General features: G+C 63.4%; 14 protein-coding genes. 8 read left to right on the top strand and 6 right to left on the bottom strand.

Annotated elements, in window-relative coordinates:
* Window positions 1-180: 180 nt before the first annotated feature.
* Window positions 181-420: a hypothetical protein gene (locus M6D32_RS11610; protein ID WP_298256146.1), complete on the top strand. Its 240-nt coding sequence runs from the start codon at window positions 181-183 to the stop codon at window positions 418-420.
* Window positions 413-601, top strand: a complete 189-nt coding sequence (locus M6D32_RS11605; RefSeq protein WP_298256145.1) for a hypothetical protein — start codon at window positions 413-415, stop codon at window positions 599-601. Before M6D32_RS11610 ends, M6D32_RS11605 begins: the two co-directional genes overlap by 8 nt.
* A gap of 18 nt (window positions 602-619) precedes the next feature.
* On the opposite strand, the gene pgm is transcribed toward M6D32_RS11605, so the two are convergent.
* Window positions 620-2266, bottom strand: coding sequence for a phosphoglucomutase (alpha-D-glucose-1,6-bisphosphate-dependent) (gene pgm / locus M6D32_RS11600; protein WP_298256143.1), 1647 nt, complete (start codon window positions 2264-2266; stop codon window positions 620-622).
* A gap of 263 nt (window positions 2267-2529) precedes the next feature.
* Here pgm and uvrB point away from each other — a divergent pair, with 263 nt between their 5' ends.
* Window positions 2530-5493 carry an excinuclease ABC subunit UvrB gene (gene uvrB, locus M6D32_RS11595; RefSeq protein ID WP_298256141.1) on the top strand — a complete coding sequence of 988 codons (2964 nt, stop codon included), beginning with the start codon at window positions 2530-2532 and terminating at the stop codon, window positions 5491-5493.
* An 18-nt stretch (window positions 5494-5511) separates the two neighbouring features.
* On the opposite strand, the gene M6D32_RS11590 is transcribed toward uvrB, so the two are convergent.
* Entirely contained in the window at window positions 5512-6267 is a 756-nt protein-coding gene (locus M6D32_RS11590) for an SDR family oxidoreductase (protein WP_298256139.1), read from the bottom strand.
* 358 nt (window positions 6268-6625) lie between these two features.
* Between M6D32_RS11590 and M6D32_RS11585 the strand changes: the two genes are divergently transcribed.
* Both M6D32_RS11585 and M6D32_RS11580 read left to right on the top strand, forming a co-directional pair.
* Window positions 6626-7393, top strand: coding sequence for a DpnI domain-containing protein (locus M6D32_RS11585; protein WP_298256137.1), 768 nt, complete (start codon window positions 6626-6628; stop codon window positions 7391-7393).
* A 9-nt stretch (window positions 7394-7402) separates the two neighbouring features.
* Window positions 7403-7681, top strand: coding sequence for a hypothetical protein (locus M6D32_RS11580; RefSeq protein ID WP_298256135.1), 279 nt, complete (start codon window positions 7403-7405; stop codon window positions 7679-7681).
* A gap of 219 nt (window positions 7682-7900) precedes the next feature.
* On the opposite strand, the gene M6D32_RS11575 is transcribed toward M6D32_RS11580, so the two are convergent.
* A complete protein-coding gene (locus M6D32_RS11575; RefSeq protein WP_298256133.1) occupies window positions 7901-10345 on the bottom strand; it encodes a caspase family protein in 2445 nt (814 codons plus the stop codon).
* 939 nt (window positions 10346-11284) lie between these two features.
* Between M6D32_RS11575 and M6D32_RS11570 the strand changes: the two genes are divergently transcribed.
* The 3 genes from M6D32_RS11570 (at window position 11285) to M6D32_RS11560 (ending at window position 13435) form a co-directional block, all read left to right on the top strand.
* On the top strand, window positions 11285-11734 hold the full coding sequence (locus tag M6D32_RS11570; protein WP_298256131.1) for a nuclear transport factor 2 family protein: 450 nt from the start codon (window positions 11285-11287) through the stop codon (window positions 11732-11734).
* A gap of 278 nt (window positions 11735-12012) precedes the next feature.
* Window positions 12013-12873 (top strand): hypothetical protein, encoded by an 861-nt coding sequence (locus tag M6D32_RS11565; protein WP_298256129.1) that lies wholly within the window; start codon window positions 12013-12015, stop codon window positions 12871-12873.
* Between the two features lie 148 nt (window positions 12874-13021).
* Window positions 13022-13435: a hypothetical protein gene (locus M6D32_RS11560; RefSeq protein ID WP_298256127.1), complete on the top strand. Its 414-nt coding sequence runs from the start codon at window positions 13022-13024 to the stop codon at window positions 13433-13435.
* 97 nt (window positions 13436-13532) lie between these two features.
* On the opposite strand, the gene M6D32_RS11555 is transcribed toward M6D32_RS11560, so the two are convergent.
* From M6D32_RS11555 to M6D32_RS11545, 3 genes are all read right to left on the bottom strand, one after another.
* On the bottom strand, window positions 13533-13676 hold the full coding sequence (locus M6D32_RS11555; protein ID WP_298256125.1) for a hypothetical protein: 144 nt from the start codon (window positions 13674-13676) through the stop codon (window positions 13533-13535).
* 80 nt (window positions 13677-13756) lie between these two features.
* Window positions 13757-14239, bottom strand: coding sequence for a MaoC family dehydratase (locus tag M6D32_RS11550; protein ID WP_298256122.1), 483 nt, complete (start codon window positions 14237-14239; stop codon window positions 13757-13759).
* Complete coding sequence (locus M6D32_RS11545; RefSeq protein ID WP_298256120.1) at window positions 14239-14709, bottom strand: MaoC family dehydratase; 471 nt, start codon at window positions 14707-14709, stop codon at window positions 14239-14241. The genes M6D32_RS11550 and M6D32_RS11545 overlap by 1 nt, the downstream gene beginning before the upstream one ends.
* Between the last annotated feature and the right edge of the window lie 11 nt (window positions 14710-14720).

The raw sequence follows: 14720 nt of genomic DNA, 5'->3' as shown, positions 1-14720 counted from the left end.
AGAGGGCTAACCCGGCAGCAATATCCATGGCATGACCAGGCTGGCGGAACCGTCCACGCTTTCCGGCTCCTCCGAAACTCAACAACGAAGGCGACAGATCACGAGCTACAAAAATACGACATCTTCATCCGCTACGGACAGTCGTGGTTTTCTGATGTCCGGACGCGGCGGAGACACGACATGACCTATGACGGTTTTCAGATCGAGGCTTTTGAGGCCGGCAGGGGCCTCTGGCACGCCCGGATCAGGCGCGAGGACGATCAACCCGTCGTCATCGACGGCGTTTCATTCCCCGAGCTTGAGGCCGGCTTCGCCTGGTCCGATGCGGAAGCGGCCATCGCCGACGCAAAAACCCGCGTCGACTACCTCAACCGGCGGTTCGTCACGTCAGAGAAAAGGCGGGAGACCGCTCATGTATGAATCCCAAACCAGCTCATCCGCCGGCGTACGCTCCAGCTGCCCGGACTGCGACGGTACGCTTCGGGTGCTGCGCGTGATCGGTGGCCGCGCAGGCGCCGAATACTGGACGATGCGATGCACCCGCTGCGGCGGGATTCACCTCGACATCGTCAACGGTCCAGCGCCGACGCCGGCTGCGTAAAGATCGGCCAACGCGGCCTCAACTGGTGAACGTTCGCGCGATCGCGGATCGCGCCTCGTCCTGGATTTGCCGCAAGTGCGCCTCGCTGCGGAAGCTCTCCGCATAGATCTTGTAGACCTCTTCGGTACCGGAGGGGCGCGCCGCGAACCAGCCGTTGTCGGCCACGACCTTGATGCCGCCGAACGGCTGGTTGTTGCCCGGCGCCGCCGACAGCACCGCCGTAACCCTCTCGCCGCCCAGTTCCTTCATGCCAAGTTTCTCAGCCGTCAGCGTCTTGAAGACGCTTTTTTGCTGCGCGGACGCCGGCGCATCGATCCGCGCATAGAAGGGCTTGCCGAGTTCGGTCGTCAGCGTGTCGAACAACTGGCTGGGATCGCGCCCGGTCCGCGCCGTGATCTCGGCGGCGAGCAGGCCCATGATCAGGCCGTCCTTGTCCGTGGTCCACACCGAGCCATCCTTGCGCAGGAACGAGGCGCCCGCGCTCTCCTCGCCGGCAAAGCCGAATCCGCCGCTGACGAGGCCATCGACGAACCATTTGAATCCAACCGGCGTCTCCACCACCTTGCGGCCGATCTTGCCGGCGACGCGGTCGATGATCGCGCTGGATACAATGGTCTTGCCGATCGCGCTGTCCTGGCGCCATTGCGGACGATGTTCGAACAGGAACGCAATCGAAGCCGCCAGAAAATGATTCGGATTCATCAAGCCGCTGGAGCGGGTGACGATGCCGTGGCGGTCGGCGTCGGTGTCGTTGGCAAAGGCGACATCGAACTTGTCGCGCATGTTGATGAGCTGCGCCATCGCATAAGGCGAGGAACAATCCATCCTGATCTTGCCGTCCCAATCCAGCGTCATGAAACGGAAGGTCGGGTCGACCTCGTCGCGGATCAGCGTCGCATTCAGCCGATAGCGCTCGATGATCGGCCCCCAATAGCGCACCGCCGCGCTGCCAAGCGGATCGATGCCGATCTTCACGCCGGATGAGCGGATCGCCTCCATGTCGAGAATATCGGCGAGATTGGCGACATAGGGCGTGACGTAGTCGTAGCGATGCACGTTAGCTGCCTTGCGCGCGCGCTCGTAAGGCATCCGCTTCACGCGATCCAGATTGTTCTCGAGATAGCGGTTGGCGGCGCGCTCGATCGCGCCGGTGACGTCGGTGTCGGCCGGTCCGCCATTTGGAGGATTGTATTTGAAGCCGCCGTCTTCCGGCGGATTGTGCGAGGGCGTGACCACGACACCGTCGGCGAGGCCGCCCTGGCGGCCCTTGTTGTAGGTGAGGATCGCGTGCGAAACCGCCGGCGTCGGCGTGTAGCCGTCGTGGGCGTCGATCATCACCGTGACGCGGTTGGCGGCGAACACTTCCAGCGCGCTGGCGAGCGCCGGCTCGGCGAGCGCATGGGTGTCGATGCCGATGAACAGCGGTCCGGTGAGGTTTTTCTCGGCTCTGTAATCGCAGACAGCCTGACTGACCGAAAGAATATGCGCCTCGTTGAAGGCAAGGTTGAACGAGGAGCCGCGATGGCCCGAGGTGCCGAACGCGACCCGTTGCGTTGCGACCTTCGGATCGGGCTTGCCCACGAAATAGGCCGTCACCAGCCGCGGAATATTGGCGAGCTGTGATGCCGGAACGGGTTTTCCCGCGAGCGGGTGGTTATCGGGCATTTGGGGTCCTTGAGAGTTCTCGACCTTATTGAGCATTCGCCGCCATCTGTCATCGTCATTCCGGGATGGTGCGCAAGCACCAGACCCGGAATCTCGAGATTCCGGGCTCGATGCTTCGCATCGCCCCGGAATGACAGCTTTGGAATTGTCACTGCCACGGCATCTCCTGACAACTGCTGACAACGCAACCGGCCATCGTGCAGGCGGTTCCTCAAACGCAACCGGCCCTTTTCTCAGACCCGGACTCGTCCCATATTCGCCCCATGGCGAAGACTCCCAATTCCCCGAAAAAGCCCGGCAAATCTCCCAAGTCCAAGGCGCCCAATTCCAGGACGCCCAATTCCAAGGCTTCGAGGCCCGAGGTGCAGCCGATCGGTCCCGCGCTGGCCGACCTGCTCAATCCCGCGATCAACCGCGGCGAAAGCGGCATCGGCTCCTCGACCGGCTTGCAGCCGCCGCCGGATAATTCCTGGGATCGCCGCGCCGGGGGCGAGGCCGCCGCGCATCGCGCCCGCGCATCGACCAAGGGATTCGAGGAAGCTCCGCAGCGCGAATTCGCGCCCGCCAATTATGGCACCTCCGCAACCATTCCCACGCTCGACCCCGAACTGGCGCGGCAGCTTGGCCTGCCGACCGCCGAAGACGACGAGGAAGCGCTCGCTCGCCCGCCGCGCAGCAAGATGGAGGCGCTCGGCGTCAAGGCGACCGCAGAAGCGCTGGAATCGCTGATCCGCGACGGCCGGCCCGAGTTTCGCGGCGAAGACGGCGGCACCAAGATATGGACGCCGCATCGTCCGCCGCGTCCCGAAAAATCCGAAGGCGGCGTGCGCTTCGAGATCAAGTCGGACTATGAGCCAAGGGGCGACCAGCCGACGGCGATCGCCGAACTGGTCGAAGGCATCCAGCGCAACGACCGCACGCAGGTGCTGCTCGGGGTTACCGGCTCGGGCAAGACCTATACCATGGCGAAAGTGATCGAGGCGACGCAGCGCCCGGCGCTGATCCTCGCGCCCAACAAGACGCTGGCCGCACAGCTCTACGGCGAGTTCAAGAACTTCTTCCCCGACAACGCGGTGGAATATTTCGTTTCCTATTACGACTACTACCAGCCGGAAGCCTACGTCCCGCGCACCGACACCTATATCGAGAAGGATTCCTCGATCAACGAGCAGATCGACCGCATGCGCCATTCGGCGACGCGCGCGCTGCTGGAGCGTGACGACGTCATCATTGTCGCCTCCGTCTCCTGCATCTACGGTATCGGCTCGGTCGAGACCTATACCGCGATGACGTTCGCGCTGAAGAAGGGCGAGCGCATCGACCAGCGGCAGCTGATCGCCGACCTCGTCGCGCTGCAGTACAAGCGCACCTCGGCCGATTTCTCCCGCGGCACTTTCCGCGTCCGCGGCGATGTCATTGATATATTCCCCGCGCACTACGAGGACCGCGCCTGGCGCGTGAACCTGTTCGGCGACACCGTCGAAAATATCGAGGAGTTCGATCCGCTCACCGGCCACAAGCAGGACGAGCTCGAATTCATCAAGATCTACGCCAACTCGCACTATGTGACGCCGCGGCCAACGCTGGTGCAGGCAATCAAGTCGATCAAGGGCGAGTTGAAGCTGCGGCTCGACCAGCTCAACAACCAAGGGCGCCTCCTGGAAGCGCAACGGCTCGAGCAGCGCACCACCTTCGATCTGGAAATGATGGAAGCCACCGGAAGCTGCGCCGGCATCGAGAACTATTCGCGCTATCTCACCGGACGCCGCCCCGGCGAGCCGCCGCCGACGCTGTTCGAATATGTGCCGGACAACGCGCTCGTCTTCGCCGACGAAAGTCACGTTTCGATTCCGCAGATCGGCGGCATGTTCCGCGGCGACTTCCGACGCAAGGCGACGCTGGCCGAATATGGCTTCCGCCTGCCCTCTTGCATGGACAACCGTCCCTTGCGCTTCGAGGAATGGGACATGATGCGCCCGCAGTCGGTCGCGGTGTCGGCGACGCCCAGCGGCTGGGAGCTGAACGAATCCGGCGGCGTGTTCGTCGAGCAGGTGATTCGCCCCACCGGCTTGATTGATCCGCCGGTGGATATCAGGCCGGCGCGCACGCAGGTCGACGACCTCGTCGGCGAAGTGCGCGCCACCGCGCAGAAGGGCTATCGCTCGCTGGTCACGGTCTTGACCAAACGCATGGCGGAAGACCTCACCGAATATCTGCACGAGCAGGGAATCCGCGTGCGCTATATGCATTCGGACATAGACACCATCGAGCGCATCGAGATCATCCGCGATCTTCGCCTCGGCGCGTTCGACGCGCTGGTCGGCATCAACCTGTTGCGCGAGGGCCTCGACATCCCCGAATGCGCGCTGGTCGCGATCCTCGACGCCGACAAGGAGGGCTTTCTGCGCAGCGAGACCTCGCTGATCCAGACCATCGGCCGCGCCGCGCGCAATGTCGACGGCCGCGTGGTGCTTTATGCCGACCAGATTACGGGCTCGATGGAGCGCGCGATGGCGGAGACCAACCGCCGCCGCGAGAAGCAGGTCGAGTACAACACCGCCCACGGCATCACGCCGGAGAGCGTGAAGAAATCGATCGGCGACATCCTCAACTCGGTGTACGAGCGCGACCATGTGCTGGTCGAAATCGGCGACGGCGGCATGGCCGACGACGTGATCTCGATCGGGCACAATTTCGAAGCCGTGCTGTCCGATCTGGAGACGCGGATGCGGGAGGCCGCAGCCGACCTGAATTTCGAGGAGGCCGCGCGCCTGCGCGACGAGGTCAAACGCCTGCGCGCCACCGAGATGGCCGTGGTCGACGATCCTACCATCAAGCAGCGCGGCGTCGCGACCAAAGCCGGCGCCTATGCCGGCGCGAAGAAATACGGCGAGGCGGCGAACCTGCCGGCGAGCGCGATGAAGAAGCGCGGCGGACCTTCCTCACGCGCTGGTGCCTCTTCTCCCTCCCCCTTGCGGGGAGGGTCGACCGCTGAAAGCGGTCGGGGTGGGGGTTCATCTCGTGTCCACAAACCGCATCTCGACGAAATGCACGGCCCGGAGTCGCTGCCCTATCGCGCGGGCCGCGCGCTGCCCGAAAAGCCGTTCGGTGGTGACAGCCGCGTCATCCAGCCGACGGACTCGCGCCAGTCCGGCCCCGAGTTCGGCCCCTCCCCGCGCTCGACCGGCGGCGCGCCGGGAAAACGGGGCGGGTGGAAGAAGAGGTAACATTCCGAGACAGCCCGATCAGGCTGCCGCCCGTGAGCGGCGGAACCATTCGTCGAAACCGATGCGCCCGAGACGCGCTTCGCCCAACGGCACGAGCGAGCGCTGCTCGACCCGGCCGCCCCAGTACAGGGCCGCAGCGTCGCGAACGACCTCACGCGGATCGCCTGTAGCCTTCAGATAGCGCGCGATGACTTCGTTGAAGGGTGCTCGTTCCGGGCCGGCGATCTCGACAGTGCCGCTACGCGGCGGCGCGAGCGCCACATCGGCAACGATCTCGGCAACGTCGTCGGCCGCGATAGGCTGGAACAGGCCGGGCGCGACCCTGACCACGTTTCCATCGGCACTCGAAGCGGCGATGGCACCGAGGAATTCCAGAAACTGGGTGGCGCGGATGATGGTGTAGGGAATGCCGGAAGCTTCTATCAGTTTCTCTTGCGCAACCTTGGCGCGGAAGTAGCCATTTTCAGGCGTCCGGTCGGCTCCGACGATGGAGAGCGCGACATGATGCCGGACGCCCGCTGCAGACTCGGCAGCGGCAAGGTTGCGGCCGGAGGTCTCGAAGAACTTCAGCACAGCCTCGTCATCGAACGAGGGCGAATTGGCGAGGTCGACCACCACCTGCGCGGCGGCCATCGCCTCGTTGAGCCCCTCGCCGGTGATCGTGTTGATCCCGTTTTTGGGCGAGGCGGCGATGACCTCGTGGCCACCCTGGCACAGAATAGCGACGGCCTTCGAACCGATCAGACCAGTGCCGCCGATCACGACGATCTTCATGGTGGACCTCCATTTTCGATGACTGGAATCCCAGATTAACGGGAAATCTTCAAATGGGTTCGAATGCTCGTAAGAAAAAGCCGCCATAATGCGGCATGGATGTCGTCGATGAGTCAGCAATGCTGATGTGGGACGGACCCCGACGGGCCATTCGCTATCACGCCAATCGCGCATTGCCCGAAAAGCCGTTCGGTGGTGACACCCGCGTCATCCAGCCGACGGACTCTCGTCAGTCCGGACCCGAGTTCGGCCCCTCCCCGCGCTCGACCGGCGGCGCACCGGGAAAACGGGGCGGGTGGAAGAGAAGAGGTAAGCAACCGGCGCTAGCAATCTGAGCAGGTTTGGCTACGCTGCCTCAATGAAACTCGGCTTCGAAGAATCCCAAGCTGCTTATTCTAGCGGCTCGCAAAGCGCCCGCACATGGACCGAAGCTTGGGTCAAGGCGCAGGCCTATTGTCCGCAGTGCGGCAATACAAAAATGTCCCAATTTCCTAACAACAGTCCGGTTGCCGATTTTCTCTGTTCGACATGCAACGAGGAATTCGAGCTGAAGAGCCAGAAGGGGAAGTTCGGACCAAAGGTTGCTGATGGGGCCTACAAGACGAAATGCGAGCGTCTGACCGCAAGCAATAATCCAAACCTGCTGTTGATGAACTACAACCTGCAATCTCTCGCCGTCGTAAATCTTTTCATCGTTCCAAAGCATTTCTTTGTTCGCGACATCATAGAACGGCGCAAACCGCTCGCAGCAACCGCCCGCCGCGCTGGTTGGATCGGATCAAACATTTTGATCGGCAAGGTCCCCAATGCCGGCAAAATTCACATCGTTCAGAACGGTGTCGTTCGTCCGAAGGAAACTGTTCTTCAGGATTGGCAAAAAACGCTCTTTCTGAGAGACGAATCCCTTGAGGTGCGCGGCTGGCTACTCGATGTCATGAAATGCGTGGAGTCTTTGGGCAAGCGCGAATTCACGCTTGAAGACGTTTATGAATTTGAGCGGCACCTTGGTGATCTCTATCCCGGAAACCAGAACGTCAAACCCAAGATACGTCAACAGCTTCAATATTTGCGCGATCGGGGATTCATCGAATTCGTGTCTCGTGGTAATTATCGGTTGCGATCTTAGGAGACCCGCATGGCCTGGTTTCTCAACATCTACCGATGCGCCCGCTGCAAGCGAATATGGACCGACGAATGGTCTTGCACGTGCGACGACGACTGCCCGCATTGCGGCGCGAGACATATGTCGCCCTGCCACAGCGAGGACATGACCGAATTTATTATGCAAGATGGCGATGGGTTTGTCGTTATTCGCTCACCTGAAACAGCCGAGCATGATGCCGACTATCGTGAGTTGGGCCGTTTTCCAACGCGAGAGAAGGCGGAAGAATTTCTGTCTTCGGTGGAAGCTTGATAAGCCGTCCGAGGCGCGAGTGAAACGAAGCCAGCCCGGAATGACAGCGACTCCTCTTGTCGCGTTCCCCGGATGCTGCGCAGCGCGTCAGCGGTGCGCTGCTAAGCCGGGGCCCATCTTTCGACAAACCACGGGTCCCCGGATCTGCGGCGCACCACACCGGACGATGCTTCGCATCGCCGGGAGAGTGCTGCGCCGCGTCCGGGACACGAGACCCCATCAACAACGCGGCTGATTGGGCGGACACCGCTTCGGCGGCGGCGGCTTGGGAGGCGCCGGCCGTGGAGCGGCGCGCGGAGGCGGCGCGGGCCTTGGTGGCGGCGCCGGTCGTGCCATCGGTTGCGGCCGCGGAGGCGGAGCAGCCCGCGGCGGAGGCGGCGCAGGACGTGCAGCCGGCTGCGGCCGCGGCGGTGGAGCAGCCCGCGGCGGAGGCGGTGCCGGCCGCGCTGCGGGTTGAGGCCGCGGCGGAGATGGCGCGGCATGCGGCGGCGGAGCAGCGTGCGGCGGCGGCGCATGCCGAAGCTCCGGCTTCGGCGGCGGAGATGGCGCATGCTGAACTTGCGGCGGCGTCGACGTGGGCCGCGACGGCGCTGCTGCGGCAGGCGGAGTGCCAGGCCGCGCCGGCGGCGTTGCGCCGGGCAGTGGCCCGCGTCGCTCATGCTCCTGCGCGTTAGGCGGCGTCGGCTGGCCTTGCGCCACCGGCGGCCGGCCCGGCGCACCAGGCGCAGGCGCGGCGCGCTCCTCACGCAGATTCGGCTGGCCTGGCTGCGGCGTTGTCGTGAGGCGGTTCGGGGCAGCACCTGGCGGAGGCGGCGGCGCGCCCTTCGCGCCGGGAACGGGCAGCGCGTTGGCTTTCGGCAATTCGTTGGCCTTGGGTAATTCCTTGGGCAATTCCTTGGGCGATTCCTTGGGCAATTGCTGCGCGGGCTGATTGGCGCCCGGAGGTCCTGGCGGAACATGAGCACCAGGCGGAAGATTCGCAGGCGTCACATTGGCAGGCCTCACAACCCCCGGCGCCCTTGGATTGATCGCGGCGCTGGGCGGCGGCGGCAGCTTGCCCTGCTGAATCAGCGCCGCACGATGCGCGACCTGCGGCGGCAAGGTGGGGCCGAGCGTCGTCGGCGCAGGCGTAGCCGTCCTCCGCGGGCCAGCCGCGGCCGCGACCGCAGCCGGTGTCGGCGCGGGATTGTTGATCACCGTGTTGATGACGGTGGTGTTGTGGATGTTGTTGTAGATGATGTTGTTCGGCGGCGGCGCGACATAGGCCGGAGGCGCGCAATAGACCGGCATCGGCACGAAGGCCGGGCGAGGGAGGGCGAATAATCCAATCCCAACTCCCACCCCGATCCCCACGACAACGATCGGCGGCGGCAACACCACGAAATCCGGCGGCGGCGGCGGCAGGAAGTATACCGGGGGCGGAGGCGGCGGTGCGAAATCGAAGCCGGGATCGCCGAAATCGAGCACCGGGCGATCGACATAGGCATATTCGTCCGGCGGCGGGGGCGGTATGTCGTAGTCCATCATGGGAAATGACGGCGGCGGTTCGAGCGCAGCCGACAGGATCTCGAGACGACGCCGCGCATCCCATGCGTGAGGTCCATCCGGATAGCGGCGCAGATAGGTCCAATAGGCATCTGGCGTATCGGCGAGATAGGTGCGGCGCCAGGTGATCGCCTCGCGCCGCGCGGCCAGGATCGCTCTCACGCGCCTGGCCAGGGAGTCGCGGGGATAGGCTGCAAGAAAATCCTCATAGCCCTGGAAGGTGTCGCGCGCGACCGCCGCGCTGAATGCTTCCTGCGCGCCGAGATCGCGCATCGGCTTGTCGCGGATGGCCGCAACTTGATCCGGCGGGCCCTGCACCGGCGGCGCATCCGGCGCCCGGTCGAAGAAGGCGAAAGAAAGCTGCGGATCGAGCTTCTGCGCGTTCCAGGGAATCTGCGCGCCCTTGCTGTTTTCGCTGACGCGCAGGCGCACGCGATCGAACACGTCGGGCAGCGACAATCCGCCGGTGCGGATCATTTCGGCGAGCGCTTGCGCATAGACCCCGTAATTGCCGGTGTCGTTGGGCGCGACCGTGCCCGGCGCCGCGTTGAAGGCCATCAGCATGTTCGGCGAAGGGTCCACCAGCGCGAGGCCGCCGGCGATCGGGTTGCCGCTTTCGATGAAGGGCTGCGCCCTCGCCGCATCGAGCACGATAACGGTGGCCTTCGTGGGAAAGGATGCCAGCTCGCGCGCATAGTCGCTGATCCGCAGGCCTTCGATCGGGATGTCGGTGTCGCGGGTGACCTTCGAATCGACCGGAATGAAATAGTTCTCGCCGGCGAGCTGCACGCCGTAGCCTGCGAGGTAGATCATCGCGACCGTGTTGGCGGGATCGGCCTGCACCTTCGCGACGAAATCACGGAAGCTGTTGCGCAAGGCGTCCGCATCGAGGTCCCGCGCCCCGATCACATCGAAGCCCGCGGCCTGCAGCGTCTGCGCGATCAGGCCGGCGTCGTTGGCGGCGGTGGCGAGCGGGGCTTTTTCGTAATTGCCATCGCCCACCACCAGCGCGACGCGCTTCTGCTGCGGCGGCTGCTGGGCAGCCGCGCGATCGGCAAGACCCGCCAATGCCGGCAAGCTGAGAGAAAGTGAAAACAGAAAGACCCTCGCCCATCGCATGATGTTTTCCCTCATCCTAAAAACGAAAGCAGCTTGAGCAGACGCTCGCTGAACATCGCCTGAACGGCTATCTTAAAGACCCATAAGAAGGCTGCCATCCGAACGTTCGCATGTGCTCATTATCGACAACGAAAGTCAAAAACGCCAATCCGGTCTTTGTCATTCCGGGACTGCGTTCCCCGGATGCTGCGCAGCGCGGCAGCGGTGCGCTGCTGACCCGGGGCCGATCGTCGTTGTTGCGAACCATCGCATGGCTCCCCGGATCCGCGCCGCGTCCGGGACACGAGGAGATTCCGCTTGACAGCATTTGCTTGCCACCACTGATTTGCCCGTCGTGCCAACATGTCGCAGGCGGGTTTGCTTGCGACGACGGGCAAATCACGGGCAATTTTCCGCGCATCCCGCGCCGTCAATGAGGGGCGTTTCGCGATCGTCACAAAACGTTGGCGTGGGATGCGATGGACGTGATGGCGCAACAGACGAATGCGCCGATCACGGACGGCGAAGTCGTGTGGGCCTGATATCCCGACGCCGATATCAAGCCGGCGTGATGCTCCGCATCAAGCCGGCGACGGAGGCAACAAAGCCGGTCTCCGGGGCGAGCACGAAGGAAACCGTTAAAACCAATCGCGCAGGGAATGCCGGATTGTCTCGGCGTACCTGTGGTGAATTGCTCGTACGCTTTTTATTTGCGTGCGAGGCCGCGGGCGCGGCGAGCGCCCGGCATTCCCTGCGCCCCCTGAATTTCCGGGGCGCGCTGACATCCAGCAAAAGCCCGGGCGTTTCACGCCGCGGGAAGGTGGAGGCATGGCTTGCGATATCATCCGCTGTCGGGAATCCAGCATGCGCGGCCGGTGGATTGCCCTAACCCATCTCACGCAATTGGAGGTACAACGTAACGGATTACCGAGTCGGGCCCAACACCGGCGGAGAAAAAAGATGATCAAAGACCTCAACAAAAAACGCGTCATCGAACTGTTTGAGACTTTTTATGCCGGCGATATCGAGGGCGCGCTCGCGCTTTGCAGCGATGACGTCGATTTTTTCTCCAACGCGCCGGTGGATATCCTGCCGCATCTCGGCCATCACCGCGGCAAGGATGACGTCCGCCAGATGTGGAAGACGGTGCACGAGCGCTATTCAAGCATGCGCAACGAGATGCCGTTCATCGTCGCCGAAGGCGATCGCGTCGCGGTTCATCTTCGCGCCTTCTTCGTCAAGCGGCTCAACGACCGCACCGTGCAGTTCGACGTGGCCGTTTTCCTGACGCTGCGCGACGGGAAAATCGTCAGGATTCGTGAAATCATCGACACGTTCGACCTGATCCAGCAGGTGGTCGAGCGGGATTTCATCGCGATGATCGCGGCCAGAGCCAGAGAGAACATCTAAGAGCCGGCTTGCAGGCTGTATTGAACCTCGCAGCCTGTTGTGGTGACCCAACAACGGGCCTGAGAGGCGATCGGCCTTGCGGCCGCCCTCCCCGCACGCCACATTTCGCCGCGGGTGAATATTCATCCTTGGTGGATGGCTGGCGGACAGGATCGATGATTCCGAGGGGCGCATACGGCTTGGCCGGGTTTCTTTTGCTTGCGGCCCTGTCCGGTCTGAACAGCCGGTCCGCCTGCGCCGGGCCCAAATCGGAGCCGAAATCTTTGGAAGATGTGCCTTTGCAGGCCCCTTCAAAGGTCTCGCCCTGGCCTGAAGGCACCGATCAATCGCAGCCGCAGGAGGCGAGCGATCCGCGGTCGGAGGAAGCGGCTGCGCCTGCGGCGGAAAGCCGGACGGCGCCGACCGGGAATACCGATATCGCCGATCTGGACATCGACTGGAGCCTGCTCGACGTCGACGCTTCCACCTTAATGACGACCCATCCGGCAAGGCTGCATCCGCCATCGCGCGCCGCGGCTTCCGGCGAGATGACCTGGTCCGCCCAGGAAAAGGAATATGGCTCGGCGGTTTCGGTCAAACAGCCGATTTCGCCATTTCTGAACACGCAAGTGGGCGCCGACATGACTGTCGTCCGCCAGCCGCAGACCCTTGCGGAGTTGCTGGCCGAGAAGGCCGGCAATGGCGGCAACGAGCCGCAGTCGTCGGGTACCGCGTGGGCGTCGGCCAGCGCGCCGGGCGTGGGCCCGATCTGGGACAAGACGACGGTCGAAGCAAGGATCAATCCCTCGCAGGACCGGGGCAGACTGGGCACCTCCTTGAGCAAATCGCTCGCGCTCAGCGAGCAATACTCGCTCACCCTTCAGAACGGCTACAACATGACCCAAGGGTTTGCGCCGACGCTGGGCGCGGCAGGCCGCTCGACCTATGGGACCGAGCAATCCGCGAAGTTTGGCATCACGGATACCGGTACCAGCTTTTCCGCCGGTCAAAGCCTTTCCACCGCCGACGACAGATGGCTCCGCAAGATCGGCGCCGAGCAGAAAATAGTCGGCGGCTTCAATATTTCGGCCTCGATCGCCGAAACCCCGCTCGGTATCCCCAACAAGAGCGTCGCCGCCGGCTTCAAGCAGAGCTGGTAGAGCGGCCACCGACTGGTCCAGCGAAAGCACCTTCATTGCCGCATATTGGCCGCGATGCGGTCAAAATCGGAAGCCCTGATGCCCCTGTCAACATCGATGTGCGGGGGACACCCGCGGCCGCGATCAACGCGAAACAGGGAAGCAGCCGATGAACGCCATTCGTTCTGAAAAGATTGAGTCGATCGACGAGGACAAGGACTCGGTCGCAGCCTCCGAGGTCGAGGCCGGCATCCGTGACTTTGTCCGCAACGACGTTGCGTACCTGCGTCGTCCAACACCGGCCGGAGGCGCCGAGGTGGCGCTCGATCAGACCGCCGAGACCACCGTTAACAGCGTCAACTCGCTGATCCAGCGGGTGGCAGGCACGTCGCTTGCGGAAATCGAGAACCTGATTTCGGAGCTCGAGGCGCTGCGCGACCTGCTGCATGCCGAAGGGCAGCGCGTTCAGCGCGAGATTTCGGGTTACGCCCAACTCAGCCAGGCGGCGATGAAATCGACCCGCATGATCGCCGACAACGTCGCGCAGTGGAAGCGCACCGCGGACGGACTGCGGCACAGCTGATTCGTCGGATACGAAACTTCGAGCCCGGCCCCTGCGGTCAGGCTCGAAGCCGGCACGGCGTGCGCGCTTTCAGCAGGCATGGTTAGCGGAGCCCGACCTATCGGGCCGCGACCTGCTCGGTCTCGAGCGAATAGGCCCCCTCGGCGTAGCCTTTCACCACCATCGTCGTGGTGAACATCACGGCGATCGTCACCGTCGCAAAGATAAAGCCCAATAATTTCAGTCCGCGGCGATCGGCCATGGCTTACCCCTCAAATCCCGCCCGTTGTTTGACAGGCACTGGTTCAAAATGCGTTAGCGGGGATTTGGTTTCAGCCTTTTTCAGATGCTCTTGTTCCGACGCGGCACGAACGCGATCGCCAGCAGCGAAAAAACGAGTTCGCCGCGCTGGTTGGTTCCGCTGTTGCGAGCTTCGAGGATTCCCCATTCCGGGCGGCTCGCGGAGGTGCGCAGCGCCTCAACCTCGCTGGCGAAGCTGATCGTGTCGCCGGCCAGCACCGGTTTGATCCAGCGCAGTTCGCGAAAGCCCGGGGAAGGCCCCCAGACCGCGACCTCCTCGCCGCGGGCGGTGGCTTCGCCGGCCCGACGCTGGCTATCTGCGATCAGCAATTTCATGCAGGCCGATCCGACATGCCATCCCGAGGCGGCCAGGCCGCCGAACAGCGAATTACGGCCCTCCTCTTCGGAGAGGTGAAAGCGCTGCGGATCGAACTTGGCCGCGAATTTCTTGATCGCTTCGACCGTGAACGTGAACGAACCGATTTCGCGCCGCTGGCCAACGCCAATGTCTTCGAAGAAATTCATCAGCCAACCTTCCCGGACACGGCTTCGCCGCGCCGCTCGACGATGATTGGCGATGTCATCTCGCACAATGCTTGTCCCGAGGCATTGCTCGCGACCGTCTTGAACATGACGATGCCGGTCGCCGGCCGGCTGCGCGAAACGCGCGCTTCCGTCACCTCGACATCGAGCACGATGTCGTCACCGGGCCGGAACGGCGCCAGCCACCGCAATTCGTTGACGCCGGGCGAGCCCAGCGATGCGGTGCGGCCGATAAAGCCGTCGAACATCATCCGCATGATGATCGAGCAAAGATGCCAGCCGGAGCCGGCAAGACCTTTCAACAGCGAACGCGACGCTGCTGCCTCGTCGAGGTGCATCGGCTGCGGGTCGAACTCGGCAGCGAATTCGCGAATTTCCTCGGCGCTGACGCGACGCGAACCGAAACGGCCTAAATGGCCGAGCTTAAAGTCTTCGAAAAACAGTCTGTTCATAGCGGGGGACA

Source organism: Bradyrhizobium sp. (assembly GCF_027307225.1).
Taxonomy (GTDB): Bacteria; Pseudomonadota; Alphaproteobacteria; order Rhizobiales; family Xanthobacteraceae; genus Bradyrhizobium.
Note: the sequence above shows the minus strand (reverse complement) of the source record. Positions and strands in the feature narration are given on the sequence as shown.